A 24,560-nucleotide genomic window follows, 5' to 3' on the forward strand; every position below is an offset into this window, starting at 1 on the left:
CCTCAGTGCGGTGTACGCCCGGTGTTAAAACGTTTTTCCAGATGCTGGCTGTAACGAGACATGCTGAAACAGAAAATCCAGTAAATCAGCGCGGCAAAGACGTAGCCTTCTGTCGACATTCCCAGCCAGGCTGGATCGACAGTCGCTTGTTGTACGCTGCTGAAGAGATCAAACAGACCGATGATGATGACGAGGCTGGTATCTTTGAACAGCGCGATAATCGTGTTGACCAGTCCGGGAATGACTAACTTAAGCGCCTGGGGAAGAATAACCAGCCCTTGCATCTTCCAGTACCCTAGCGCTAGTGATTCGGCAGCTTCATACTGCCCTTTTGGCAGGGCCTGTAATCCTCCACGAACGACCTCTGCGACATAGGCCGACTGGAAAAGGATCACACCGACCAGCGCGCGAATCAGTTTGTCGATACTGGTACCTTCTGACATAAACAGCGGGAGCATCACCGAAGACATAAACAGGACGGTGATCAACGGCACTCCACGCCAGAACTCAATAAAGATAACGGATAAAACCCGCACGACAGGCATATGAGAACGGCGACCCAATGCCAGTAAAATCCCCCATGGTAGCGCACCCGCAATACCGACGGATGCGATGATAAGTGTCAGAGTTAATCCACCCCATTGCCGGGTTTCTACGCGTTCGAGACCGAAAAAACCACCGTACATCAGCCACCAGACCACAATGGGATACACCACTGCCCAAGCGGCGATATAGCGACCACGGTGAGACATGGCTTTCCAGAACATAGGTGCGATAGAAAGCAGACCGATAATCAGGGCCAGATTTACCCGCCAGCGCTGATCGTGTGGATAGAGCCCATACATGAATTGGCCAAAACGTTCATGGATGAACACCCAGCAGGCCCCTGCTTTAGTACAGTCTGCCCGGGTAGACCCAACCCAGTTAGCCTGCAAAAATGCCCAATTCAGCAAGGGAGGAATAAACTCCCACATTAGCCACATGCACAACAGCGTAAGCAGGCTATTTGACCAACTGGAGAACAGATTTTTACGCACCCATAAAATAACGCGTCCTGCCTGATTACTGTTCTGGCGCGCGGGGTGAGACAGCAGTGCTTTTGTCATCATGGCTCCTTAGCGCTCAATCAGTGCGATCCGACGGTTATAAATATTCATCAACAGAGAAATACTCAGGCTGATGATCAGATACACCGACATGGTAATAGCGATGGTTTCAATGGCCTGCCCCGTTTGGTTAAGTACGGTTCCGGCAAACAGTGAAACCATATCCGGGTAGCCGATGGCCGCAGCCAGAGAGGAGTTTTTAACGATATTCAGGTACTGGCTGGTTAGTGGAGGAATAATGACGCGTAGCGCCTGTGGGATGATAACCTGGCGAAGCGTTACCGGATTTGGCAGACCCAGTGAACGTGCGGCTTCATGCTGACCATAAGGAACCGCCTGAATACCGGCGCGAATAATTTCTGCAATAAATGCGGAGGTATACACTGAAAGCGCCAACGTCAGCGCCGCCAACTCGGGAATCAGCACCATACCGCCACGGAAGTTAAAACCGCGTAATTCAGGGATATCCCAGTGAAGTGCTGCGCCAAAAATCCATTGTGAAATCATGGGTAAAAATACGAGCAGGGCCAGAGCCGTAGGCCAGGTTCGACGTAGCTGACCGGTTTTGGTCTGATGCATTTTATTAAAGCGAAACAGCCCAATGGAGACGACAACAGCAATCAGGACAGAGGCGCAAAAGGCCACAAGACCTTCTCCCATCTGCGGTGCCGGAATATAGAGCCCACGGTTGCTCAGAAAGGCGAGATCCAATGCGTTAACGGCCTGGCGTGGGCCAGGTAAATTACGTAACACAGCAAAATACCAGAAGAAGATCTGCAGCAGCGGGGGAATATTGCGGAACGTTTCGATATAAATTGTCGAGAGCTTGCGCAGTAACCAGTTATCAGACAGTCGTGCCAGCCCAAGAAAGAAACCGAGAAACGACGCAAAAACGATGCACAATGCAGAGACTAACAGCGTATTGAGCAGGCCGACCAGAAAGACCCGACCGTATGTATCGCCCTGCTCGTAATCAATCAGATGCTGGACAATGCCAAATCCGGCACTGCGATCGAGAAAAGAAAATCCCGAGGTAATGCCACGGCTGCTTAGGTTATTAATCGTGTTATGTATGAGATAGACCGCAATGCTGACGACCACAATGACGGCAAGTATCTGGAATAACCAGGCGCGGACCGCAGGGTTAGAAAAGGAGAATGATCCTTTTACGTTTGAGCGGCGATGGAGCATAAGAAAACCTCAGTAACTATGACTCTGGGCTGAGCGCCGCATTTGCGGCGCCCGTTACATCACTACGGATTAGCGCACCGGCGGAGCATACTGAATACCGCCGTTATTCCAGAGGTTGTTCTGTCCACGTTTGATCTTCAACGGACTTTCCGATCCCACGTTACGTTCAAAGATCTCCGAGTAATTCCCTACCTGTTTAATAATGTGATAAGCCCATTTGTTATCCAGCTTCAGATCTTTACCGTAGTCACCCTCTTTGCCTAGCAGGTGTGCCATATCTGGTGTTGCCGGGTTAGCGGCTTTTTCATCAACGTTTTTCGAGTTAACGCCCATCTCTTCAGCGTTCAGCATGGCGAATAGCGTCCAGCGAACAATGGAGAACCACTCGTCATCACCACGACGCACGACAGGTCCCAGCGGCTCTTTAGAAATAACTTCAGGCAGGACGATCCATTCTGCAGGATTGCTTAGCTTGATTCGCAGGGCGTACAGTTGAGACTGGTCGGAGGCAAGCGTATCGCAGCGGCCAGATTCCAGTGCCTTAGCGGACTCGTCCGAGCGGTCAAAGGTGACGGGGGTGTACTTCATGTTGTTGGCCTTAAAGTAATCGGCCACGTTCAGTTCGGTATCCGTGCCCGCCTGAATACAAACCGTTGCACCATCCAACTCTTTAGCGCTCTTCAGGCCTGCTTTATTGTGGGTGAGAAAACCAATGCCATCGTAATACGTTACACCGGTAAAGGACATGCCCATACCTGCATCACGAGAGGAGGTCCAGGTGGTATTGCGTGAAAGCAGATCGACTTCGCCAGACTGTAAAGCGGTGAAGCGTTCCTTGGCGGTGAGCGGGGTATATTTTACTTTTGTATCATCACCAAATACGGCAGAGGCAACACCACGGCAAACATCGACGTCAATACCTGAAAATTTACCGTTTGCATCGGCGTAAGAAAAGCCAGGTAAACCATCGCTGATACCGCATTGTACAAACCCTTTTTTCTTTACGGTATCAAGCGTTGCGCCGGCATGTGCCTGATTTGCAATCGCAAGCAACACGCCGGCCGCAGCCAGGCTGGCTATTATCATCTTTTTCATAGAGCATCCTGTGTGGAGGAATTATTGTTATGGAGACGTTCTGAAACGTCTTTTACCTGTCTGTGGCTTTGGCCATACTCTTTTAAGCAAAGGTAGTGCCAGTTTTTTGCGATCGAATATTCGACGCAGTATGCAGAGTGTAGACAGGAAAAAATAAATGCAGCGCCCTGACATGGTGCAAAATTGAAACGTAAGCCACATTTCAGCGCAAAAAAATTAAAATTCAGACAGGACGCGTGATAACGATTTCAGACGTTAATATTGATGACGTGAGAATAATGAAAAGATGACGTGTTGTTACGAAGAATACAAAAAATGCTAATTTCACATCGTGGATATGTGAGGGGAATCTATAATAATCTTATTCTATGATAGATATCTTACACTAACGTTTTGTCTTATATAAAAATTCATCTTTATGACTAAAAGCGCGGCAGATACCGCGCTTTTAAGTGGATTCATTTGGTCAGGGCAACGATCCCAAGCGTCAGACCGGCAACGGCAGCAGCACCACCGGCGATTGCGCCTGCAGTTTCCCAATTATCCTGCGTGGTGCCTTTCATACAGGTATTGGTATGAACCAAGCGGCCCTGATCGTCATAGACAGGTACGCAAGGAGAATCGTGTGCACAGCCCGCCAGTAATGCCGTCAGCAATGCAACGGAGATTAATCTTTTCATGGTGTTACCTCTAAAATAAACGTTTCGCTAATAAAGCAATGACTAACGCAAAGCTATCTGCGAAATCGAGAGCTATTTTACCACTTCTTAAAAAAAGACTGACATGAGGAATAATCTCAATTCGTGTGGTTTGTAAACATAATGAATAAATCAGGTGGCAATAGATGCTTTTTCGGTGAGAGGTGAGAAAATATAGACAGCTATCTTATTAATAAATAAAGATCTCAACTTTAGGTAAAAAGGCGTCCGAGGACGCCTTTATTTTACAAATTAATTGCTATGCCGACTAAAACGTCGTCTAACGACAACAAAGAAGACGGGGACGAAGAAGATGGCTAACAATGTGGCGGTGAGCATTCCCCCCATAACGCCAGTGCCGACCGCATTTTGCGCACCACTACCTGCGCCGCGGCTGATGACCAGCGGCATAACCCCCAGAATAAAGGCCAGGGAAGTCATCAGGATAGGGCGAAGACGCATGCGAGAGGCTTCCAGTGTTGCCTCAATCAAGCCTTTGCCTTCTTTATCCATCAGGTCTTTGGCAAATTCCACAATCAGTATGGCGTTTTTGGCAGAAAGACCAATGGTGGTGAGCAGGCCGACCTGGAAGTACACATCGTTATTCATCCCACGCAGCGACGCGGCTAACAACGCACCGACAACACCAAGCGGTACTACGAGCATGACGGAGAATGGAATTGACCAACTCTCATATAATGCGGCAAGGCAAAGGAAGACAACGATTAACGAGATGGCATACAACGCAGGTGCCTGGTTACCTGACAATCGTTCCTGATAAGACATACCGGTCCAGTCATGACCGATACCTGTTGGCAGTTTCTCTGCCAGACTTTCCATCAGCGCCATTGCTTCACCAGTACTTCTACCTGATGCTGCCTCTCCCAGTAGCTCCATTGATGGCATACCGTTGTAACGCTCCAGTCGCGGTGAGCCATAGACCCATTGAGAAGAGCTAAATGTTGAGAATGGCACCATTTCACCATTGGCGCTGCGGACATACAGATTATTGATGTCCTCCGGCAACATACGGAATTTTGCATCAGCCTGGACATACACTTTTTTCACGCGACCACGGTCAATGAAGTCATTGACGTAATAACCCCCAAGTGCAGCGGAGATGGTTTCGTTAATATCAGATAAGGAGACACCCAGTGCTTGTGCCTTTTCCTGATCTACATTTAGTTTGAACTGTGCGGTATCTTCAAGGCCGTTAGGGCGTACGCGAACCAGCAGGTCTGGGTGTTGTGCAACCATCCCCATCAACTGATTGCGCGCCTGAGTTAATGCCGTGTGCCCCAGTCCGGCCTGGTCAATCAGCTCAAAGTCAAAGCCGGTTGCCGTGCCCAATTCAACAATGGCTGGCATGTTGAAGGGGAACACCAGACCGTCACGAATCTGGCTAAAGGCGCGGGTCGCACGGGCAATAATCGATTCAACGTTATTCTCTTTCCCGCTACGCTCTTCCCAGGGCTTGAGGCTGACAAACGCCATCCCTGAGTTTTGCCCTTGTCCGCTGAAGCTAAAACCGTTAACCGTAAAGACGCTTTCAACGTTGGCTTTCTCGGTGTCCAGGTAGTAGTGGGTTACCTGATCCAGCACCTTTTGGGTGCGTTCCTGTGTTGCGCCAGCCGGAAGCTGAATCATAGTCAGGAATACGCCCTGATCCTCTTCTGGCAGAAAGGAGGTTGGCAGACGCATAAACAGCACTGCCATCCCAGCAACGATGATCAGATAGACGATCAGATAACGCCCGGTTTTACGGACAATACCGCTGACGCTATTCGTGTAGTGGTTGACGCTGTGGTCGAATTTGGCATTAAACCAGCCAAAGAAACCGCTCTTTTTCTCGTGATGCTCTGCTGACACAGGTTTGAGCAATGTGGCACAAAGAGCAGGGGTCAGAATCAATGCGACCAGCACGGAAAGCGCCATGGCAGAAACGATGGTGATAGAGAACTGGCGGTAAATCGCACCAGTGGAGCCGCCAAAGAAGGCCATCGGGATAAATACCGCTGACAACACCATGGCTATGCCCACCAGCGCCCCCTGAATCTGCGACATGGATTTCTCTGTCGCCTCTTTGGGGGGCAGATTTTCTTCCACCATTACGCGTTCAACGTTCTCGACCACCACTATCGCATCATCGACCAGCAGGCCGATGGCGAGCACCATTCCGAACATTGTCAGGGTGTTTATCGAGTAGCCAAACGCCGCCAGTACGGCAAAGGTTCCTAACAGTACGACGGGAACAGCGATGGTTGGAATGAGCGTGGCGCGGATGTTTTGTAGGAACAGGTACATCACCAGGAACACCAGCACGATAGCTTCAAACAGCGTTTTCACCACTTCATGAATGGAGATGGTGACGAACGGCGTGGTGTCGTACGGGTAAACGACTTTCATTCCCTGCGGGAAAAACGGTTTCAGCTCAACCAGTTTGGCTTTAATTGCGTTGGCGGTATCCAGCGCGTTTGCACCAGTTGCCAGCTTAATACCCAGGCCGGAGGCCGGTTTACCGTTAATACGTGCAACGACGTTGTAGTTTTCACCACCCAACTCAATGCGCGCCACATCCTTCAGATGGACAACAGAGCCGTCGCTGTTCACGCGTAAGGTTACTTTGCCGAACTCTTCAGGGTCTTTCAGACGCGTTTGTGCAATGATCGAGGCGTTAAGCTGTTGATTGGGTAACGCAGGAGTCCCCCCCAACTGACCTGCGGCTATCTGATCGTTCTGTACCTTCAACTGGTTAATGACATCAACTGGCGTAAGCTGGTATTTGTTCAATAAATTCGCATCCAGCCAGATACGCATGGCGTACTGCGCACCAAACAACTGTACGTCACCCACGCCGTTCAAGCGGCTGATGGAGTCTTTAACGTTAGAAGCGACATAGTCAGAGATGTCATCCTGTGTGGTCTGTGGATTGTCAGAAACAAAACCTGCGACCATCAGAAAGCTGCTGCTTGATTTCTCAACGCTGATACCCTGCTGCTGGACTTCCTGCGGCAGTAAAGGGGTCGCGAGCTGTAGTTTGTTTTGTACCTGCACCTGAGCGATATCGGGATCGGTACCAGACTGGAACGTCAGTGTAATAGTCACACTGCCAGCGGAGTCGCTGGTGGAAGACATATACATCAGGTTATCGATACCATTCATGTTTTGTTCGATAACCTGCGTGACGGTGTCCTGTACCGTTTGCGCATCCGCACCTGGGTAGGTCGCGGAAATCGCAACGGCTGGGGGCGCAATAGTAGGGTACTGCGCTACGGGCAGTTGCATGATTGCCAGCGCACCCGCCATCATCAAAATGATGGCCAGTACCCAGGCAAAGATAGGACGCCTAATGAAAAAGTTTGCCATGTCTGGTTACCTTATTGCGCCGCAGTCGCTGCCGGGGCATCGGTGGTGGTTTTAACCTGTACGCCTGGACGCGCTTTCTGTAAACCACTCACGATGACTTTGTCGCCTGACTGTAAGCCTTTGCTAATCAGCCACTTGTCGCCAATGGCTTGCACGGCGACGACCGGACGAGCCTCAACCAGGCTCTTGTCGTTGACGACCATTACGGTGGCATCGCCGCGCGGTGTACGCGTCACCCCCTGTTGCGGAACAAGGATGGCATTGGGTTGAATGCCTTCATCAACGCGTGCGCGCACAAACATACCGGGCAGGAGGGTGTGCTGCGGGTTAGGGAACACGGCTCTGAGAGTGATTGATCCGGTACTTTCATCAACCGTCACGTCAGAAAATTGCAACGTGCCTTTTAGCGGATATGACTGGCCATTCTCCATCACCAGCTCGACGCTGCTGCTGGTGTTGTCTTTATGCAGATTGCCTTGTGCAATGGACTGTTTGAGGCGCATAAAGTCGTTACTGGACTGCGTCACGTCAACATAAATCGGATCCAGCTGTTGCACGGTGGCGAGCTCTGTAGCCTGACCATTAGTGACCAGCGCACCTTCAGTGACATTAGATTTACCAATACGTCCGCTAATGGGGGATGTCACTTTGGTGTAGGCAAGGTTGATACGGGCGCTTTCGACAGCAGCTTTGGCGGCAATAACTGAGGCATCGGCCTGACGGGCATCAGCAATAGCCTGATCGTACTCTTGCTGACTGATATATTTTGTTCCGACCAGTGGAACATAGCGTTTTACCGTTAAGTGCGCGATTGCCGCCGCGGCTTCACTTTTTGCCAGTTCGCCTTTGGCGCTGTCATAGTTAGCCTGGTAGGTCGCAGGATCGATTTGATAAAGCGACTGGCCTGCTTCAACATCGCTGCCTTCGGTGAAATTCCTTTTGAGTACGATCCCGCTGACCTGGGGGCGGACTTCTGCAATGCGAAATGAGCTTGTACGTCCCGGTAATTCGGTCGTCACGGCCAGGGGGGCCGACTCGACAACATGGACAGTCACCTGTGGCTCGGTGGGATGAGCCTGTGTTTCGCCCTGATCGTTACAACCGGCGAGTAATGCAGCGGAGATGATGATGAATGAGGGCAGGAGTGAGAACCTGGCAGTTTTCGTCATTTCTATTCCTTAAAAAACCGAAAGCTCGTTATTTACCGGAGTAATGGCAGGGCGATAACGCGCACAAATAAAAAATAATAGTTAGCTATCCTACAAATAATTAGCTTGCGATGTAAGCAATACTTATTTTGCTAGGTAATACACGGCACATAAAAACAAAAAGAGGAGAATCAACTACTCTTTCATTAAGCGAGGAATAGTCATGTTCTGACGCGCGTTAACACATATTGAAATAATCATTTAATGAGTGAATGTATTAATTTGTTTTATTCGCGCCGTTTATTTATTTGGGATGTGCGTAATGTAATATTTTAGAACTCGTCTAAATAAAAGCTAAGTGATACATTAATTCCGTAAAGTAAATATTAGATAAGAAAGTTTATCATTCTCTACTCTGTCTCAGGCATTCGAACCATGGCGAGAAGAACGAAAGCTGATGCCCTCAAAACGCGGCAGCACCTGATTGAAACGGCGATTGTGCAGTTTGCTGCGCGCGGCGTCGGCAATACAACGCTTAACGACATTGCGGATGCCGCCAATGTGACGCGGGGCGCAATTTATTGGCATTTTGACAATAAAAGCCAGTTGTTTAATGAGATTTGGCAGCAACAACCCCCCTTGCGTGCTCTTATTCAGGACCAACTCATCGGACGTTGGGGCGATAACCCGTTACAGAGGCTACGGGAGAAATTAGTCGTGGGGTTGCAATATATTGCCGAAATTCCTCGCCAGCAGGCATTAATGCAGATTTTATATCATAAATGTGAATTCCATAACGATATGATATCGGAGCAGGATATTCGCGATAAAATAGGTCTTTGTCATCAAACGATGCGCGAATCATTACAGAAATGTATGGATGAAAATCTTATCGCCACGAGTCTGGATTTAGATGTCATCCTCATTATTTTGCACGGCAGTTTTAGTGGAATAATAAAAAACTGGTTAATGAATCCAGTCAGTTATGATCTTTATGCGCAGGCTCCAGTATTAGTGGATAACGTTTTAAAAATGTTAAGTCCCGATGGTTGTGTGATGCAATTTGTTGAGAGTGAAAATCAGGTCGGGTAGTTTCGGTCGATTGCATTCAGCCGCCATGGCGTGACGGCTGTAAAATATATGTTAGCGGGTGAGCTATTCAAGGTCGACACAGTTGACCAGCTTGAGGGGATTCACCGAGTTCATATTCCGACACTTATCATGCTCTGTTGTCATCAACTCTATCCACTGGATCAGTAGCGCATCAAAAAGAAAAATGAAGACGGCAAAAACAACCAGCCACCAATACTTGCGAATCATTACCAAACCCTGTGTATTCATGCCCAAGCGTGCAGGAAATATACACGAAATCTGGATGCTGAAAAGCAGACTTACAATGCTTTTACTTTGTTGAGGTTACGCTGCTTTTTTCAGCCAATCGACTCTTTTTAGACGGGTTTTTTGTCTTTCGTTTTTTTACCTTTGCAAGTTCATTTGCTGAAAAGTGGGAGTTAATGCTCAGTCTTCGAAGCCCCATCTTTATGTATTCGTCGTTGACTTCGATACCGACAAATCTGCGACCCAACGCCACTGCAGTCGCGCCGGTGGTGAAACTACCCGCAAACGGATCTAACACCATCTCATCCGGATTAGAGGACGCGAGAATGATGCGTTCCAGCAGAGCCTGAGGCTTTTGGGTGGGGTGGTTTTCGTATTCATCCATCAGATAGCGAACGCGGGGAAATTCCCAGACGTTACCGGGCACCTTTTTCTGATTGTAAGGCTGAGGCGGATTCTTTCGGTAATCGATCAGCGCGCGTTTGGCGCCAGTTTTCGCCTCAACCAGAACGTCATCACGATTAAAAGTATAGCTTTTCGGATCTTTGACCATCATCAGGATCGGTTCATACATGGACCCAAAGAAGTGTTTGGCCTGTACTCCTGAACTATCATAGGACCACACGATGCGGCTTTTTATTGTAAAAAGCTGTCGGCATTTGAGGTCAATATACGGCATGTTCTCCGTACTGTTCATGATGTACATGGTGCCCTGTGGCTTGAGGATCCGATGACACTCATCAATGCACTCAAACAACCAGGCCAGGAAGGTTTCTTCATCCCAGGATTCCACCAGTCCGTCAAAATCTTTGCCGATGTTATAAGGTGGGTCGGCAAAAATGAGATCGATACTTGCAGGCGGCAGTTTCTTCAGTTCGGTTAGCGCATCACCGTGGATTACCTTTTTCGATTCATCGCCAAAATAGACGGGTTCACATCCTGAGTTCATCGCCAAAGTCTCCGTGTGATGCCTATAAAAAAGGCGCTTCCCCATGCCGAGTAGCGCCTTTTAAAACAAACATTTCGCTGATTGTTATCAGTTCATGCCGTATTTTTTCAGTTTTTTACGCAGCGTACCACGGTTGATGCCCATCATCAGGGCAGCACGGGTCTGGTTACCGCGGGTGTATTGCATCACCATGTCCAACAGGGGCTGTTCTACTTCAGCCAGTACCAGCTCATAGAGATCATTAACATCCTGACCATTCAGTTGAGCAAAATAGTTCTTCAGTGCCTGTTTAACCGAGTCACGCAGGGGTTTTTGAGTTACCTGATCCTGAGAGTTAACGGTAGAAACGGTCAGTACGTCAGAATTTACGCGTTGTTCGAACATAGTTCTGTCAGCTCTTTATTTCTGTTTACGCAAAATTTTCGAAGTATGCCTCCAACGCCGCCAGCTGTTCGCTGGAATCTTCAATGGCGTTGAATGTGCGCCGAAACTGGTCATTTGGAGCGTGTTCCTGGAGATACCAGGATACGTGTTTACGCGCAATTCGGTACCCTTTTGCCTGACCATAAAAGTCATGCAGTTCCCGAACGTGCGCACAAAGCAAGCGCTTCACCTCTGCCAGAGGCAGCGGGGGCAGCAGCTCCCCAGTGTCCAGATAATGCTGGATTTCCCGAAAGATCCAGGGTCTTCCCTGAGCTGCACGGCCTATCATCAGGGCATCCGCCCCCGTATAGTCGAGCACAGCTCTGGCTTTATGCGGGTCAGTAATGTCACCATTCGCGATAATCGGAATGGAAACTTTCTGCTTAACTGCCCGAATACTGTCGTACTCAGCATCTCCATTGAACAAACAGGCGCGAGTGCGTCCATGAATGGTCAGAGCCTGAATGCCACAGTCTTCAGCCAGTTGGGCAATCTCTACGCAGTTACGGTGTTCCGGAGCCCAGCCGGTGCGAATCTTGAGAGTGACAGGAACGTCCACTGCATTGACGACCTCGGTTAGTATCGACTTCACTAAATCCGGGTACTGCAAGAGGGCTGAACCTGCAAGCTTGCGATTCACTTTTTTAGCCGGACACCCCATATTGATATCAATAATTTGGGCGCCGCTTTCCACGTTAATACGTGCGGCATCGGCTATTTCAACAGGGTCGCTACCGGCAATTTGCACCGTGCGAATTCCTGGCTCATCAACGTGCACCATCCGTAACCGAGACTTGTCGCTTTCCCAGACCTGCGGGTTAGAAGACATCATCTCGGATACCGTCAATCCTGCTCCCATCTCGTAGCACAGCGTCCTGAATGGTCTGTCAGTGATGCCAGCCATAGGCGCTGCGATCAGGCGATTTCTGAGCTGATATTGTCCGATACGCATGAGTTAAGAAATGACCATACTGTGACTGCAAGGCGGCGTATATTACGCATTTTTCGCACGAGATGAAAGGCCAAACTTTGACCAATCCTCTGCGGTGGATCAATGAATTGCCGTAAATGTGAACTGGTGAAAATAATTAATCATATAAATCATTGGATTATAAAAATGTGTTGATTTTATATACGCATATATTTTTGCGTAACTTCTCATATTTTCTTGGTAGGAAGGCACAGTGACCAGATAATCTGCTGAATTAATCAGCAAATTATCTCCGCTTAATGTGACTACGCTCCCATTTCAGAACAAGATCGTGAAGTGTGGCTAACGTTTATTCGACGACCTCACGGCCATTGAGAGGCTGTACCGGGCGGTTGTTGTTATATTGAATAGCCGCTCTGAATCTGCTCAACTGTTTTTGCGAAAGTGTTAATGGGGACTTCATAACAAACCAACTGACTGGCTCACTGCAGGGCGGTGTGGTGAGTGAGCCGCTGTAATGCCAGTAGTTTTTATCTTCCGGGAGAAGCTCGTTGATATTGATGGGTGAAAATAACGGCATGTTGTCGCCATCCGCTGGAATCGACTGCCACAAGTTTTCAAGTGCATCGTTCGGTTCGCCGATGTCAAACAGGACAGCGATGACGGCTATTTTTCCAGTCCGATCTTCGTGTACTAAATGCATTTCCATCGCGTACTGTTTACCGTCAATAGTGTTTTCACTGGGCGCATGGAAATGGAACTGCTTAAGCGTATACACATCGCTGATAAGATGAATAGAATCAGTAGTATAACTGCTTATCTCTGCCTGAAGAGTATGGCCGTTGTTAAGAAGTGTTGAAGGTCCATCAGCATATTGCACATCAAGTGCAGCAAGTTGTTCGTCATGCACAGACTGAGTGTCGATATTAACAGGAGATTGGCTTGTTCCAGACTGACACGTTTTAAACGCTTCATCCAGATCTCCCCAGTGCTCTGGCGCACCATTTCCTTCGTAACCCCAGTGAGTTGAATTGGCTAAAACGGCAAGGGGGGTCATACACGTCGCCAGGATGGCCACTTTTAAAAAATTGGTTTTCATATATTCACTCAAAAAATAATCACAACATAAAAAATCATGTAAATAAATGATTTAATTGAGTATTATATTTTGATGAGGTAGGTGATGAGCAGCAATTCGTGTGAAAGGCGTGATCGGATGACCACGCCTGAATTTGTTACTTCTTACGACCAGTAATGCGGCACCATTCTTCTTTCTCGATGACCGGATCGAGCGTGAAGAGATCGGCGTAGGCTTCACAGACGCCGTCTGCCTGGCTGGCGAGAATACCGGAAAGCCCCAGTAAACCGCCCTCAACCGGCAGGACGCTGATTAATGGAGCCAGTTCACGCAAAGGGCCAGCAAGGATGTTGGCAACCACCACGTCGGCTTTCATCGCTTCTGGCTGGTCCTGCGGTAGATACAGCTCCAGGCGGTCAGAAACGCCGTTACGCTGCGCGTTATCGCGACTTGCCTGAATGGCCTGTGGATCGATGTCCACACCAATGGCTTTCGCTGCACCTAATTTGAGTGCTGCAATTGCCAGAATGCCGGAACCACAGCCAAAATCGATAACCGTTTTACCCTCTAAATCCAGTCCGTCAAGCCATTGCAGACACAGAGCGGTCGTTGGGTGAGTGCCCGTACCAAACGCCAGACCCGGGTCCAGCATCACGTTGACGGCGTTCTCATCCGGCACATCGCGCCAGCTTGGGCAAATCCACAGACGTTCTCCAAAGCGCATTGGGTGGAAGTTATCCATCCATTCGCGTTCCCAGTCTTTATCTTCAAGCTGTTCGATTTTATGCACGAAGCCTGCGCCCAGCAGCGGATGTTGCTCCAGAATGGCAACCACTTCTTTCATGTCGGTTTCTGCATCAAACAGGCCCGTAACATCGGTGTCACCCCAAAGACGGGTCTCGCCCGGCAGCGGTTCAAACACCGGGGTATCATGCGTGTCCTGGAAGGTGATAGAAACGGCACCCGCTTCCATCAGTGCATCGCTCAGGTCTTCTGCATTTGCACCGGTTGTGTTTAGTTTCAGTTGGATCCAAGGCATGGCAAAACTCTTTATTTATCAGTAGTCAATATGACGGCTTGCGGGGCGGCAGAACCAAAACGGTTTCCGACCAGGAAAGCCAGCAAACTTAGCAGCAATGAGGGCACAATCGGATGGAAGCCCAGGTACTGAATGTTAAAGGTGGCGAGAATGGCATACAGCACCCCACCGATAATCATCGCGCTTAATGCGCCTGCTGCGTTCGCGCGCTCCCAGTACAGGCCCAACACCAGCGGCCACAAGAAGACGGCTTCCAGCCCACCAAACGCCAGCAGGTTGAGCCAGATGATCATTTCTGGCGGCTTCCAGGCAGCCAGCAGCAGCAATGCCCCCAACAACAGAGTGATCACCGCCGACATGCGCTTCAACCGGGTTTCATTTTTCAGCTGCTCCGGGCGCAGGTTCAGATAGAGATCTTTAATGATCGTAGCGGAACTTTGCAGCAATTGGGCGTTGATCGTCGACATGATCGCGGCCATTGGTGCTGCAAGGAAGATCCCGGCGGCAATTGGCGGCAGAACTTTGACCATCAGGGTAGGGATGACCAAGTCCGGCACTGTCAGGTCGGGAAGTACCGCGCGTCCGAGTGCACCTGCCAGGTGCATACCAAACATCAAGATCGCCACGACAATCGTGCCGATAATAATTCCACGATGGACTGCTTTGCTGTCTTTATAAGAGATGCAGCGCACTGCGGTATGCGGCAGGCCAATCACGCCAAAGCACACCAATACCCAGAACGAGGTCATAAAGGTCGGAGACAGCATGTCATCAGCGCCTTGCGGGGTCACCAGCTTCGGATCGATGGTTTGCAGCGTCGCCACCGCGTTGCTGAGGCCGCCGGCTGCGTGGACAACGCCGACCAGCAGGACAATCGTCCCAATCAGCATCACCATGCCCTGCATCGTGTCGTTGAGCACGCTGGCGCGGAATCCACCGAATGCGGTGTATAACGCGATGCTGATACCAAAAATCAGCAGGCCGGTTTCGTAAGGGATCCCCGCAGCGGTTTCCAGCAAACGCGCGCCGCCGATGAACTGCACTGTCATCGCGCCAACGAAAGCCACCAGCAGGCTGAGGCTCGCCAGCCAGACCAGCAAACGACTCTGATAGCGGGCAAACAGCATGTCGTTAAGGGTGACTGCGTTGTAGCGTCGCGCCAGAATAGCGAATTTCTTGCCAAGAATGCCCAGCGATAGCCAGACGGCCGGTAGCTGGATCATCGCCAACAGGACCCATCCCAAACCGTATTTATACGCGGCACCCGGACCGCCAATAAACGAACTCGCGCTGATGTAAGTCGCGGTCAGCGTCATAGCTAATACGACCCCGCCCATAGAGCGACTGCCGAGGAAATACTCATTCAGAAACGTGCCGGTCGTTCTCTTTCTCATTGCGTACACAGAAAGACCAAACACCACCAAAAGATAGGCGACAAGCGGCAAAATCACTTCAAGCTGCATCGTCATCCTCCAGAGGAATATCGCGATAGATAAATTTCACCATCGCCCAGCACAGTACAATGAAAACCAGCGGTGTCAGCAGACAGGCCATTTCGAACCAGTGCGGTAAGCCGGTAAAGCCCAGCGTGGAGTCTGGTAAGTAAGCGGCCACTAACCATGTGGCAAGATAGAAAAGGGTCAGCCACAGCGCCCAGCGCGCCTCTTTATGGGCCTGAACAAAACGAGCGTCCATTTTTTGTCCCTTGTGGATAAAGAAAGCGGGGATTGTACCTTATGGGACGTACCGGAGGGGAGAAAAACAAAAGGCCGGAGAATCCGGCCTTTTCGGTTAATGCGTACTTACTTTTCCTGAAGTCCGAGTTTTTTCTCCAGGTAGTGGATATTGGAACCACCACGCTGGAAGTGCTCGTCGTTCATGATGCGGATCTGCAGATCAACGTTGGTTTTGATACCGTCGATGATCAGTTCCTGCAAGGCGTTTTTCATGCGGGCAATGGCCACGTCACGGTTTTCACCATAGCAAATCAGCTTGCCGATCATTGAGTCATAGTACGGCGGTACGGTGTAGCCCGCGTAAATATGAGACTCCCAGCGTACACCAAAGCCACCCGGTGCGTGGAAACGCGTGATTTTACCGGGGCTTGGCAGGAATGTGTTCGGGTCTTCGGCGTTGATACGGCATTCTACCGCATGGCCTTTAACCACAACCTCATCCTGCTTGATGGACAGCGGCTGACCCGCAGCGATACGAAGCTGCTCTTTAATCAGGTCAACGCCGGTGATCATTTCGGTAACGGGGTGCTCCACCTGGATACGGGTGTTCATTTCAATGAAATAGAACTCGCCGTTTTCGAACAGGAACTCAAAGGTACCCGCCCCACGGTAGCCGATATCCACACAAGCTTTGGCGCAACGTTCGCCGATGTAACGGCGCAGTTCCGGGGTAATGCCCGGTGCTGGCGCTTCTTCGACAACTTTCTGGTGACGACGCTGCATGGAGCAGTCACGTTCTGCCAGATAGATAGCGTTCCCCTGACCATCAGCCAGTACCTGGATCTCGATGTGACGAGGGTTTTCCAGGTATTTTTCCATGTACACCATGTCGTTGCTGAAGGCGGCTTTCGCTTCAGCTTTGGTCATCGCGATGGACTGCGCCAGATCGGTGTCGCTGCGCACAACGCGCATACCGCGACCGCCGCCGCCGCCGGAGGCTTTGATGATAACCGGGTAGCCGATGCGTTTGGCATGAGCGCGGTTAGCGTCCATGTCGTCGCCCAGCGGGCCGTCAGAGCCCGGAACGGTCGGTACGCCCGCTTTCTTCATGGCGGTGATCGCAGACACTTTGTCGCCCATTAGGCGGATGGTGTCGGCTTTCGGACCGATGAAGATAAAGCCTGAACGTTCTACCTGCTCAGCAAAGTTGGCGTTCTCAGACAGGAAACCATAGCCCGGGTGAATAGCAACCGCGCCAGTGATTTCAGCGGCGCTGATGATTGCCGGGATATTCAGATAGCTTTTAACAGACGGAGCCGGACCAATACAGACCGTTTCATCTGCCAGTAATACGTGTTTTAGATCGCGATCCGCGCTTGAGTGCACAGCGACGGTCTTGATGCCCAGTTCTTTACAGGCACGAAGAATACGCAAGGCAATCTCGCCACGGTTGGCGATAACGATTTTATCCAACATGTTCGCCTCGTTACTCGATGACGACCAGCGGCTCGTCAAATTCTACCGGTTGACCACTTTCGACCAGAATCGCTTTTACTACGCCGGATTTATCGGCTTCAATCTGGTTCATCATTTTCATGGCTTCAACGATGCACAGGGTATCGCCCGCATTCACTTTCTGACCCACTTCGATAAACGGTTTGGCGTCAGGGCCCGGGGTGCGGTAGAAAGTACCAACCATCGGGGAACGTACGATGTGACCACTGATTTCCGCTGCTGCAGGGGCTTCCATGCTTGGAGCTGCAGTCTGTGCGACAGCGTTAGACAGAGCAGGTTGTTGCATCATTGGTGCAGCATAAGCCTGTTGCATCATTGGGAAACCTGCATTTGGCGCTGCGCGGCTGATGCGTACAGACTCTTCGCCTTCAGAAATTTCCAGTTCGGAGATGCCTGATTCTTCAACCAGCTCGATCAGTTTTTTAATCTTACGAATATCCATGAGTGGGTTCCGTACTCTTTGTTTAGTGAAATTGTGACAGGCGTTTTATCGCCGTCTGTATAGCATTTGAATGACTGTTGGTGACGAGATGTCACCATCTCTGGCGGTTGCACTGCGTGCCGTAACCATTAAATGAGACTTCAAAACTTATCAGTCATTGTGTGGCTATCTTCTGCCATTTTCGGGTAAAAGACAAAATATACCTTCAATACCCGGTTGTCACCCTTTCCGCGCTGTAAAAACGCCTTCGGGGAAAGCAAGGTCGCACATTATAACCATTTCGTAGCAATTGGCAGCTAAATACTGGTCTTATCAGGGAAGATAATCAACCGCAGACATGTAAAGAACGTGGGTTCATCTGTGTTTTGCAACGTACTGCACATATCGTGAAGCTACCGCCACCACTGGCGGAACTTCTTGTAACGGCAGGCTAACAGCGCGACGGCGAGCGCGGCATAAATGATCGGTTGCGGCGATAAAATCTTCACCGACCACAGATAATGAATGGGTGCCAGGATCGCCACAAGATAGACGAAGTTGTGTAAAAGTTGCCAGCGTTTGCCCAGTTTCCGCTGCGCCGCCTGCGTGGAGGTGAGCGTGAGGGTAAATAGCAGGAGCCAACTGATAATCCCCAGCATCAGGTAAGGCCGCGTTGTTAGCTCTCGACCTAACAGACCCAGGTTTTTAATGCCCAGTTCCAGCAGCGCATAGCTGGTTAAATGCAAGGTGGCCCAGGCAAAACACCATAACCCTAACAGGCGGCGGGTGCGTATCAGTAATGGTTGTTTAGCGTAGCGCGCCAGCGGCGAGACCAGCAAGGTTGCCAGCAGGAATTTCAGAGCTGTCCTACCGGTAAAATGTTGAATGTCTTTGACCGGATCGGCGCTTAATCCACCGTGATTGACTGCCCAAAAGAGCCAGACAAAAGGTAATAATCCCGCAAGATGCAGGCAAACTTTCAGCCAGGTGATTTGTTTTGCCGTCAGACGCACTTAAAAATTCTCCCGCAGATTAAGACCACGGTAAAGCGAAGCGACTTCATCTGCATAACCATTAAACAGCAAAGTGGGTTGACGCTGTACATCGAGGATACCGCCCGCGCCAATAAAACGTTCAGTTGCTTGTGACCAACGTGGGTGATCGACGCCAGGGTTTACATTGGCATAAAACCCGTATTCATTGGGGGCAGCCATATTCCAGGTCGTTGGAGGGCGTTCCCGCGTGAGTTTAATGCTGACTATCGACTTAATACCTTTAAAACCATATTTCCACGGTACGGTTAAGCGAATAGGTGCGCCGTTCTGTGGGGGAAGCGCTTTGCCATAAACCCCCACGGTAAGCAGCGTAAGTGGGTGTATGGCTTCATCGAGGCGTAACCCCTCAACGTAGGGATATTTCAGTCCCCCGCCAATAAAACGATCTTTCTGACCAGGCATATCATCCGGCGCGTAAAGCGTTTCGAACGCGACATATTTCGCGTTGCTGGTGGGTTCAACCAGTGCCAGCAGCTTATGTAAAGGAAAGCCAATCCACGGCACGACCATAGACCAAGCTTCTACACAGCGCATGCGATAAATGCGTTCCTCAAGTGGGAAACGGGTGGTCAACGCATCGTGATCGAGGGTTAACGGTTTTGCCACTTCGCCGCTAATTTTCAGCGTCCAGGGATCGGTTTTCATACTGCCCGCGTTAGCGGCCGGGTCAGCTTTGTCGAGACCGAATTCATAGAAGTTATTGTAGCCAGTGACTTTATCTTCCGGCGTTAAAGGTAATGTACTTTGCCAGTCTGCGGGTTTAGTGAAATCAAGCGGTTTTCCGGCGGGCGCCGGTGGGCGGTCATTACCTTTAAACCAACCCAGCAGGTCAGCCTGAGCTGTAGGAGAGAGCGAAAGGGCTGTTGCGCTGATACCCAGTGCTTTCAGTACCTGGCGACGTTGCAGCATAAAAACAGATTCTGCCGTTACATCAGTTTCCGTCAGTTTTTTGGGTTTCATATCATCCTCCGTCATGCGTTTTGCTAAGCATGACGGAGGCAAAGGCTTATCGCGAATTTATCACGAAAAATTGCAGATTAGGCGATCTTCACCAGCGTGCGGCCCTGCACCTGGTTATTGATGATGGCGTCGGCAAACTTCGGTGCATCGGCAAGTGTAATTTCAGTTGCGGCCTGGGAATAAAAGGCTTCCGGCAGGTCATTCACCAGACGTTGCCAGGCTTGCGAACGGCGTGCCGGAGGTGTCATGACAGAATCGACACCCTGCAAACGCACATTGCGCAGAATAAATGGCATCACCGTGGTGGGCAGCGCAAACCCGCCCGCCAGACCACAGGCGGCAACGCAGCCACCGTAGTTCATCTGTGCGAGGACTTTTGCCAGCACTTTGTCGCCAACGGTATCAATGGCACCTGCCCACAGCTGTTTTTCCAGTGGGCGAGTTTCAGCAAATTCATCACGACCGAGGATCCGGTTGGCGCCCAGACTACGCAGATAGTCGTGCGTGCTTTCGCGACCGGACACGGCCACAACCTGATACCCCAGCTTATGCAGTAACGCAACGGCAGTACTGCCCACACCACCGCTGGCGCCGGTGACGACAATCTCGCCGTCTTCCGGGCGAATCCCGGCATCTTCAAGTGCCATCACGCACAGCATAGCGGTAAAACCGGCGGTGCCGATGATCATCGCGTTGCGGCTATCCAGTCCTTTTGGCAGTGCAACCAACCAGTCGCCTTTTACGCGTGCACGTTCGGACAATCCGCCCCAATGGTTTTCACCTACGCCCCAACCGGTCAGTAACACCTCCTGACCTGCATGAAAACGGGGATCTTCACTGTAGCGAACGGTTCCGGCGAAATCGATACCAGGAATCATCGGAAAATTACGGATAATTTTTCCCTTGCCAGTGATGGCAAGAGCATCTTTATAGTTCAGGCTCGACCAGTGAACATCCACCGTCACATCGCCTTCCGGTAGCTGATTTTCGTCGAGGGGTTGAACGGATGCGAGGGTTTTTCCGTCCTGCTGTTCTAAGATCAAAGCCTGCATAACCTGTCCTCAATTCATATAGTGGATTGGAAAATTAATTATGAAGACTATACTCGCTAATCAAAACGTGATGCCGATTCTGCGCAATAAATTGCCAGATATACCTGATTTGGTAGTATGCCCACATTATTTATGTAAATTGACGGATTTCGCGTTCATTTTTGCATTTTCGTGTCGCTTTTTTATTTTCATGTCTGATTCATAACTGTCGGAGTTAACACAAGGATGCGATTAACGACGAAATTTTCAGCTTTTGTGACTTTGCTCACAGGGTTAACGATCTTCGTGACGCTGATCGGCTGCTCGCTGAGTTTCTACAATGCGATCCAATATAAGTTCACCTGTCGCGTCCAGGCCGTCGCGACGGCGATCGACACGCATCTTGTCTCTAAAGATTTTGGTGCCCTAACGCCACAAATAGACGAGCTGATGATGTCGGTTGATATCGTCCGCGTTGAGTTGCTGCAAGGGGAAAGTCCGGTTTATAGCCATTCCCGCACCAGCAGCTATCGCCCGGCGGGAACCAACAACCTGTATCGTGATATCACCGTGCCATTGGTCAAGCATCCGGGGATGTCGTTGCGCCTGGTGTATCAGGATCCGATGGGTAATTATTTCCATTCGCTGATGACTACCGCACCGCTCACGCTGTCGATTGGTTTTATTATCCTGATGCTATTTTTGTCAGTGCGCTGGCTACAGCGCCAGCTTTCCGGTCAGGAACTGCTGGAGATTCGCTCAACACGTATTCTTAACGGCGAACGTGGACCGAACGTGCGCGGAACGGTGTATGAATGGCCTGCGCGTACCAGCAGTGCGCTTGATATGCTGCTGAGTGAAATTCAGAATGCACGTGAGCAGCGAAGCAGGCTGGATACGCTGATCCGCTCCTATGTTGCCCAGGATACGAAAACCGGGCTGAGCAATCGCTTGTTTTTTGATAATCAACTGGCGACGCTGCTGGAAGATCAGGAGAAAGTGGGCGCTCACGGCGTGGTGATGATGGTGCGCTTACCAGACTTTACGCTTTTGCGTGACAGTTGGGGGATCGAGCTTGCGGAAGAACAAATTTCAGCGCTGATCAATTTACTGTCGACCTTTATTACGCGTTACCCGGGGGCGCTGCTGGCACGTTACCACCGTAGCGATTTTGCCATCCTGCTGCCGCATCGCACCTTGAAAGAGGCGGAAAGCATCGCCGGGCAGTTGTTAAAAGCGGTTGATGCCCTTCCGGCTAACAAAAAAATCGATCGTGCCGATATGATTCATATTGGTATTTGCGTCTGTCGCAGCGGCCAGTCTACTGAACAAGTGATGGAGCACGCAGAAGCGGCAACCCGTAATTCGGTGTTACAGGGAGGGAACAGTTGGTCGGTTTATGATGACTCGCTGCCGGAAAAAGGTCGGGGTAATGTACGCTGGCGCACGCTCATTGAGCAGATGCTCAGCCGGGGCGGCCCAAGGATTTATCAAAAACCAGCGGTGACGAGTGAAGGGCGGGTACACCATCGGGAATTAATGTGCCGTATTTTTGATGGCAGCGAAGAAGTCATCTCGGCGGAATATATGCCAATGGTGCTGCAATTTGGTCTGGCGGAAGAGTACGATCGTTTGCAAATTAGCCGTTTGATCCTGCTATTGGGTTATTGGCCGCAGGAAAGCCTGGCGATGCAGACGACAGTTGAGTCACTTATCCGCCCACGTTTTCAGCGCTGGTTGCGTGATACCTTGATGCAGTGCGAAAAATCGCTGCGTAAACGCATAATTATTGAACTTGCTGAGGCGGATGTTTGTCAACACATCAGCCGGTTACAGCCTGTTATCCGTTTGATGGATGCGCTTGGTGTCCGTATTGCCGTTACGCAGGCAGGGTTGACGCTGGTGAGTACCAGTTGGATTAAAGAAATCAAAGTCGAATTATTGAAGCTTCACCCAAGCCTGGTGAGGAACATTGATAAGCGCACGGAGAACCAGCTGCTGGTTCAGAGCCTGGTGGAAGCCTGTTCAGGCACGCCAACGCAGGTTTATGCCACTGGCGTTCGTTCGCGTAGCGAGTGGCGTACGCTGACAGAACGTGGAGTGACGGGTGGGCAAGGTGATTTTTTTGCTGCATCACAGCCACTTGACACAAACGTGAAAAAATATTCGCAAAGATATTCGGTTTAACCTGCCGTTTAATTTGTTTTCACGTAGAATAACGCGCGCTGTGCCTTCTGGGGGTGTGCTTGTCTGCTCGCCAGAATGTAACAGCAAACATGCAGGTGAATGACCTTTGACAGGTTGCAAACAAAAGCGAGGAGTGCTGCTGATTTTTTCAGCCCTGATGGACTCAGGCCGGTTTTGTAACAAAGGAAACGAACTGCACTAATTTTCACCGTAGCAGATGATTTTTCCGCCTTGTCGCTGCTGCGTGTGGTTGGTAAAGTAAGCGGATTTTGTTTTCCGCCCCAGCTTTCAGGATTATCCCTTAGTATGTTGAAAAAATTTCGTGGCATGTTTTCCAATGACCTGTCCATTGACCTGGGTACCGCGAATACCCTTATTTATGTAAAAGGACAAGGCATCGTATTGAATGAGCCTTCCGTTGTGGCCATTCGTCAGGATCGTGCCGGTTCGCCGAAAAGCGTGGCTGCCGTAGGTCATGATGCGAAGCAGATGCTGGGTCGTACGCCGGGCAATATTGCGGCAATTCGCCCAATGAAAGACGGCGTTATCGCTGACTTCTTCGTGACTGAAAAAATGCTCCAGCACTTTATCAAGCAAGTGCACAGCAACAGCTTTATGCGCCCAAGCCCGCGTGTGCTGGTGTGTGTACCGGTTGGAGCAACTCAGGTTGAACGTCGTGCTATTCGTGAGTCCGCTCAGGGCGCTGGTGCGCGTGAAGTGTTCCTGATCGAAGAACCGATGGCCGCAGCGATCGGTGCGGGCCTGCCCGTTTCCGAAGCAACCGGTTCAATGGTGGTGGATATTGGTGGTGGTACCACTGAAGTCGCCGTTATCTCCCTGAACGGTGTGGTTTACTCCTCCTCAGTGCGTATCGGTGGTGACCGTTTCGATGAAGCCATCATTAATTATGTGCGTCGTAACTACGGCTCCCTGATCGGTGAAGCTACCGCTGAACGTATCAAACACGAAATCGGATCGGCTTACCCGGGCGACGAAGTGCGTGAGATCGAAGTGCGTGGCCGTAACCTGGCTGAAGGCGTTCCGCGTGGCTTTACCCTGAACTCTAACGAGATTCTGGAAGCGCTGCAGGAACCGCTGACCGGTATCGTAAGCGCGGTAATGGTTGCCCTGGAACAGTGTCCGCCAGAACTGGCGTCTGACATCTCCGAGCGCGGCATGGTGTTGACCGGTGGTGGTGCACTGCTGCGTAACCTTGACCGTCTGTTAATGGAAGAGACCGGTATTCCAGTCGTTGTCGCTGAAGATCCGCTGACCTGTGTGGCGCGCGGCGGTGGCAAAGCGCTGGAAATGATCGATATGCACGGCGGCGACCTGTTCAGCGAAGAGTAATCG

At 50.5% G+C, this 24,560-nt stretch carries 23 protein-coding genes; 3 read left to right on the plus strand and 20 right to left on the minus strand.

Annotation, left to right across the window (positions count from 1 at the left end; genetic code table 11):
• Positions 1-2 precede the first annotated feature (2 nt).
• The 6 genes from E4Z61_RS19195 to E4Z61_RS19220 form a co-directional block, all read right to left on the minus strand.
• A complete protein-coding gene (locus E4Z61_RS19195; RefSeq protein ID WP_135324112.1) occupies positions 3-1,106 on the minus strand; it encodes an amino acid ABC transporter permease in 1,104 nt (367 codons plus the stop codon).
• A 9-nt stretch (positions 1,107-1,115) separates the two neighbouring features.
• On the minus strand, positions 1,116-2,297 hold the full coding sequence (locus E4Z61_RS19200) for an amino acid ABC transporter permease (RefSeq protein ID WP_135324113.1): 1,182 nt from the start codon (positions 2,295-2,297) through the stop codon (positions 1,116-1,118).
• 69 nt (positions 2,298-2,366) lie between these two features.
• On the minus strand, positions 2,367-3,392 hold the full coding sequence (locus tag E4Z61_RS19205; RefSeq protein WP_135324114.1) for an amino acid ABC transporter substrate-binding protein: 1,026 nt from the start codon (positions 3,390-3,392) through the stop codon (positions 2,367-2,369).
• A 458-nt stretch (positions 3,393-3,850) separates the two neighbouring features.
• A complete protein-coding gene (locus E4Z61_RS19210) occupies positions 3,851-4,072 on the minus strand; it encodes a lipoprotein (protein ID WP_043017839.1) in 222 nt (73 codons plus the stop codon).
• A 270-nt stretch (positions 4,073-4,342) separates the two neighbouring features.
• Complete coding sequence (locus E4Z61_RS19215; protein WP_135324115.1) at positions 4,343-7,456, minus strand: efflux RND transporter permease subunit; 3,114 nt, start codon at positions 7,454-7,456, stop codon at positions 4,343-4,345.
• Positions 7,457-7,467: 11 nt separating this feature from the next.
• On the minus strand, positions 7,468-8,625 hold the full coding sequence (locus E4Z61_RS19220) for an efflux RND transporter periplasmic adaptor subunit (protein ID WP_135324116.1): 1,158 nt from the start codon (positions 8,623-8,625) through the stop codon (positions 7,468-7,470).
• Positions 8,626-9,039: 414 nt separating this feature from the next.
• Between E4Z61_RS19220 and envR the strand changes: the two genes are divergently transcribed.
• On the plus strand, positions 9,040-9,696 hold the full coding sequence (envR, locus tag E4Z61_RS19225) for an acrEF/envCD operon transcriptional regulator (protein WP_135324117.1): 657 nt from the start codon (positions 9,040-9,042) through the stop codon (positions 9,694-9,696).
• A 63-nt stretch (positions 9,697-9,759) separates the two neighbouring features.
• Here envR and E4Z61_RS19230 read toward each other — a convergent pair whose 3' ends face one another.
• From E4Z61_RS19230 to acuI, 13 genes are all read right to left on the minus strand, one after another.
• The gene (locus E4Z61_RS19230; protein WP_032950338.1) at positions 9,760-9,924 is read right to left on the minus strand and encodes a DUF2556 family protein; all 165 of its coding nucleotides are present in this window, start codon (positions 9,922-9,924) and stop codon (positions 9,760-9,762) included.
• Between the two features lie 82 nt (positions 9,925-10,006).
• Complete coding sequence (gene yhdJ, locus E4Z61_RS19235) at positions 10,007-10,891, minus strand: adenine-specific DNA-methyltransferase (protein WP_135324966.1); 885 nt, start codon at positions 10,889-10,891, stop codon at positions 10,007-10,009.
• A gap of 87 nt (positions 10,892-10,978) precedes the next feature.
• On the minus strand, positions 10,979-11,275 hold the full coding sequence (fis, locus tag E4Z61_RS19240) for a DNA-binding transcriptional regulator Fis (RefSeq protein ID WP_000462905.1): 297 nt from the start codon (positions 11,273-11,275) through the stop codon (positions 10,979-10,981).
• A gap of 25 nt (positions 11,276-11,300) precedes the next feature.
• On the minus strand, positions 11,301-12,266 hold the full coding sequence (dusB, locus tag E4Z61_RS19245; protein ID WP_135324118.1) for a tRNA dihydrouridine synthase DusB: 966 nt from the start codon (positions 12,264-12,266) through the stop codon (positions 11,301-11,303).
• A gap of 328 nt (positions 12,267-12,594) precedes the next feature.
• Positions 12,595-13,344 (minus strand): carbonic anhydrase, encoded by a 750-nt coding sequence (locus E4Z61_RS19250; RefSeq protein WP_135324119.1) that lies wholly within the window; start codon positions 13,342-13,344, stop codon positions 12,595-12,597.
• Between the two features lie 136 nt (positions 13,345-13,480).
• Positions 13,481-14,362, minus strand: coding sequence for a 50S ribosomal protein L11 methyltransferase (prmA, locus tag E4Z61_RS19255; protein ID WP_135324120.1), 882 nt, complete (start codon positions 14,360-14,362; stop codon positions 13,481-13,483).
• A gap of 11 nt (positions 14,363-14,373) precedes the next feature.
• Complete coding sequence (gene panF, locus E4Z61_RS19260) at positions 14,374-15,825, minus strand: sodium/pantothenate symporter (RefSeq protein ID WP_135324121.1); 1,452 nt, start codon at positions 15,823-15,825, stop codon at positions 14,374-14,376.
• Positions 15,815-16,057, minus strand: coding sequence for a YhdT family protein (locus tag E4Z61_RS19265; protein WP_096755460.1), 243 nt, complete (start codon positions 16,055-16,057; stop codon positions 15,815-15,817). The genes panF and E4Z61_RS19265 overlap by 11 nt, the downstream gene beginning before the upstream one ends.
• Before the next feature lie 107 nt (positions 16,058-16,164).
• Positions 16,165-17,514, minus strand: a complete 1,350-nt coding sequence (gene accC / locus E4Z61_RS19270) for an acetyl-CoA carboxylase biotin carboxylase subunit (RefSeq protein ID WP_135324122.1) — start codon at positions 17,512-17,514, stop codon at positions 16,165-16,167.
• A gap of 10 nt (positions 17,515-17,524) precedes the next feature.
• Positions 17,525-17,995: an acetyl-CoA carboxylase biotin carboxyl carrier protein gene (accB, locus tag E4Z61_RS19275; protein ID WP_135324123.1), complete on the minus strand. Its 471-nt coding sequence runs from the start codon at positions 17,993-17,995 to the stop codon at positions 17,525-17,527.
• 392 nt (positions 17,996-18,387) lie between these two features.
• Complete coding sequence (gene msrQ / locus E4Z61_RS19280; RefSeq protein WP_135324124.1) at positions 18,388-18,987, minus strand: protein-methionine-sulfoxide reductase heme-binding subunit MsrQ; 600 nt, start codon at positions 18,985-18,987, stop codon at positions 18,388-18,390.
• Complete coding sequence (msrP, locus tag E4Z61_RS19285; RefSeq protein ID WP_135324125.1) at positions 18,988-19,989, minus strand: protein-methionine-sulfoxide reductase catalytic subunit MsrP; 1,002 nt, start codon at positions 19,987-19,989, stop codon at positions 18,988-18,990.
• 77 nt (positions 19,990-20,066) lie between these two features.
• Positions 20,067-21,041 (minus strand): acrylyl-CoA reductase (NADPH), encoded by a 975-nt coding sequence (gene acuI, locus E4Z61_RS19290; protein WP_135324126.1) that lies wholly within the window; start codon positions 21,039-21,041, stop codon positions 20,067-20,069.
• A 225-nt stretch (positions 21,042-21,266) separates the two neighbouring features.
• On the opposite strand from acuI, the gene csrD reads away from it, so the two are divergent.
• Positions 21,267-23,207: an RNase E specificity factor CsrD gene (gene csrD / locus E4Z61_RS19295; protein WP_135324127.1), complete on the plus strand. Its 1,941-nt coding sequence runs from the start codon at positions 21,267-21,269 to the stop codon at positions 23,205-23,207.
• An 8-nt stretch (positions 23,208-23,215) separates the two neighbouring features.
• On the opposite strand, the gene E4Z61_RS23895 is transcribed toward csrD, so the two are convergent.
• Positions 23,216-23,536, minus strand: coding sequence for a hypothetical protein (locus tag E4Z61_RS23895; RefSeq protein WP_153880057.1), 321 nt, complete (start codon positions 23,534-23,536; stop codon positions 23,216-23,218).
• Between E4Z61_RS23895 and mreB the strand changes: the two genes are divergently transcribed.
• Positions 23,514-24,557 carry a rod shape-determining protein MreB gene (gene mreB / locus E4Z61_RS19305; protein WP_000913396.1) on the plus strand — a complete coding sequence of 348 codons (1,044 nt, stop codon included), beginning with the start codon at positions 23,514-23,516 and terminating at the stop codon, positions 24,555-24,557. The genes E4Z61_RS23895 and mreB overlap by 23 nt on opposite strands.
• Positions 24,558-24,560: the final 3 nt, after the last annotated feature.

Source organism: Citrobacter tructae, from assembly GCF_004684345.1.
Lineage (GTDB): Bacteria > Pseudomonadota > Gammaproteobacteria > Enterobacterales > Enterobacteriaceae > Citrobacter > Citrobacter tructae.

Excerpts from the sequence above, each read along its gene's own strand:
- E4Z61_RS19195 (WP_135324112.1), bottom strand. The coding sequence starts at position 1,106 with ATGACAAAAGCACTGCTGTCTCACCCCGCGCGCCAGAACAGTAATCAG.
- E4Z61_RS19200 (WP_135324113.1), bottom strand. The coding sequence starts at position 2,297 with ATGCTCCATCGCCGCTCAAACGTAAAAGGATCATTCTCCTTTTCTAAC.
- E4Z61_RS19205 (WP_135324114.1), bottom strand. The coding sequence starts at position 3,392 with ATGAAAAAGATGATAATAGCCAGCCTGGCTGCGGCCGGCGTGTTGCTT.
- E4Z61_RS19210 (WP_043017839.1), bottom strand. The coding sequence starts at position 4,072 with ATGAAAAGATTAATCTCCGTTGCATTGCTGACGGCATTACTGGCGGGC.
- E4Z61_RS19215 (WP_135324115.1), bottom strand. The coding sequence starts at position 7,456 with ATGGCAAACTTTTTCATTAGGCGTCCTATCTTTGCCTGGGTACTGGCC.
- E4Z61_RS19220 (WP_135324116.1), bottom strand. The coding sequence starts at position 8,625 with ATGACGAAAACTGCCAGGTTCTCACTCCTGCCCTCATTCATCATCATC.
- envR (WP_135324117.1), top strand. The coding sequence starts at position 9,040 with ATGGCGAGAAGAACGAAAGCTGATGCCCTCAAAACGCGGCAGCACCTG.
- E4Z61_RS19230 (WP_032950338.1), bottom strand. The coding sequence starts at position 9,924 with ATGATTCGCAAGTATTGGTGGCTGGTTGTTTTTGCCGTCTTCATTTTT.
- yhdJ (WP_135324966.1), bottom strand. The coding sequence starts at position 10,891 with ATGAACTCAGGATGTGAACCCGTCTATTTTGGCGATGAATCGAAAAAG.
- fis (WP_000462905.1), bottom strand. The coding sequence starts at position 11,275 with ATGTTCGAACAACGCGTAAATTCTGACGTACTGACCGTTTCTACCGTT.
- dusB (WP_135324118.1), bottom strand. The coding sequence starts at position 12,266 with ATGCGTATCGGACAATATCAGCTCAGAAATCGCCTGATCGCAGCGCCT.
- E4Z61_RS19250 (WP_135324119.1), bottom strand. The coding sequence starts at position 13,344 with ATGAAAACCAATTTTTTAAAAGTGGCCATCCTGGCGACGTGTATGACC.
- prmA (WP_135324120.1), bottom strand. The coding sequence starts at position 14,362 with ATGCCTTGGATCCAACTGAAACTAAACACAACCGGTGCAAATGCAGAA.
- panF (WP_135324121.1), bottom strand. The coding sequence starts at position 15,825 with ATGCAGCTTGAAGTGATTTTGCCGCTTGTCGCCTATCTTTTGGTGGTG.
- E4Z61_RS19265 (WP_096755460.1), bottom strand. The coding sequence starts at position 16,057 with ATGGACGCTCGTTTTGTTCAGGCCCATAAAGAGGCGCGCTGGGCGCTG.
- accC (WP_135324122.1), bottom strand. The coding sequence starts at position 17,514 with ATGTTGGATAAAATCGTTATCGCCAACCGTGGCGAGATTGCCTTGCGT.
- accB (WP_135324123.1), bottom strand. The coding sequence starts at position 17,995 with ATGGATATTCGTAAGATTAAAAAACTGATCGAGCTGGTTGAAGAATCA.
- msrP (WP_135324125.1), bottom strand. The coding sequence starts at position 19,989 with ATGAAACCCAAAAAACTGACGGAAACTGATGTAACGGCAGAATCTGTT.
- acuI (WP_135324126.1), bottom strand. The coding sequence starts at position 21,041 with ATGCAGGCTTTGATCTTAGAACAGCAGGACGGAAAAACCCTCGCATCC.
- csrD (WP_135324127.1), top strand. The coding sequence starts at position 21,267 with ATGCGATTAACGACGAAATTTTCAGCTTTTGTGACTTTGCTCACAGGG.
- mreB (WP_000913396.1), top strand. The coding sequence starts at position 23,514 with ATGTTGAAAAAATTTCGTGGCATGTTTTCCAATGACCTGTCCATTGAC.
- E4Z61_RS23895 (WP_153880057.1), bottom strand. The coding sequence starts at position 23,536 with ATGCCACGAAATTTTTTCAACATACTAAGGGATAATCCTGAAAGCTGG.